Source organism: Phyllobacterium sp. P5_D12, assembly GCF_054049495.1.
Map to the genome: position 1 here is coordinate 1 of NZ_JBFUMG010001035.1, position 871 is coordinate 871.

Sequence of the window (871 nt, forward strand, 5' to 3'; positions counted from 1 at the left end):
GTGCGCAATATGCGGGGTACCACCATTGCGGCACTCAACGTCGGCGCACAGGCACCGAGGGTTGCCGTTGATGAAATGATTGCAACCTATCTACCGGTGATGCAATCAACTCGCGATACGCTTGCGGGCCTATTGGTCTAGGCAGTGGATGCTTCTATTGCTGCTTCGCGGATAGTCTGCATCAGGATCATCAGCGGTAGTGACGGCGTTATGTCAGCACGCATCGTGAGACCTACCGGTCCGCGCGTCTCGCTTGTGTCTAGAGGCAATAAAGCCAAACTCCCGTCGTCGACATCATCGGCGACAACGCCCGATGAGATGATCCAAACCGCGTTACTGGAGCGAACAAAGGCGCGGCCGAACGCATCGGAAACCGTCTCGATTTGAGTAGGCAGGGCGGCCACTCCATTGGCAATGAGAAAGCGGTCGACGAAGGGCCGAATGATCGATGCCCTGGTCGGAATGAGAATGGGGAATTCGGCAAGAAGCGAAAAGATATCCTCTTGTGAATTCAAAAGCGGATGGTTGGCGCCGACGGCGAACACCACCTGCTCGGAATAGAGATGTTCGAAGGAGAATCCCGTCATTTTCTCGGGGGCGGCAAGGCGGCCAACAACAAGATCGAGATCACCAAGCCGAAGCTGCTCCAGCAGGACCGCGTTTTCGCCCGTAACAATCTTGATGCGGCTTTGCGTTTCCTCTTGCAGAAACAAACTGATGGCATGCGGCATCACGCGGGTGGACACAGTCGGCAAAGCGCCTATGCGGATGGGGACACCCTCCCCCGACCTTTCATTGGAAACGGAATCAATGCCTTGGCGCAATGCCGTGATGGCGGCGCCGGTATGGCGCAGGAACACCTCTCCATAGC

Annotated in this window: 1 protein-coding gene; it reads right to left on the reverse strand. The window is 56.5% G+C overall.

Annotated elements, in window-relative coordinates; genetic code table 11:
- Positions 1-137 precede the first annotated feature (137 nt).
- The coding region (gene pcaQ, locus ACXJ5O_RS28500; RefSeq protein ID WP_457302842.1) for a pca operon transcription factor PcaQ at positions 138-871 on the reverse strand (734 nt) is incomplete at its 5' end.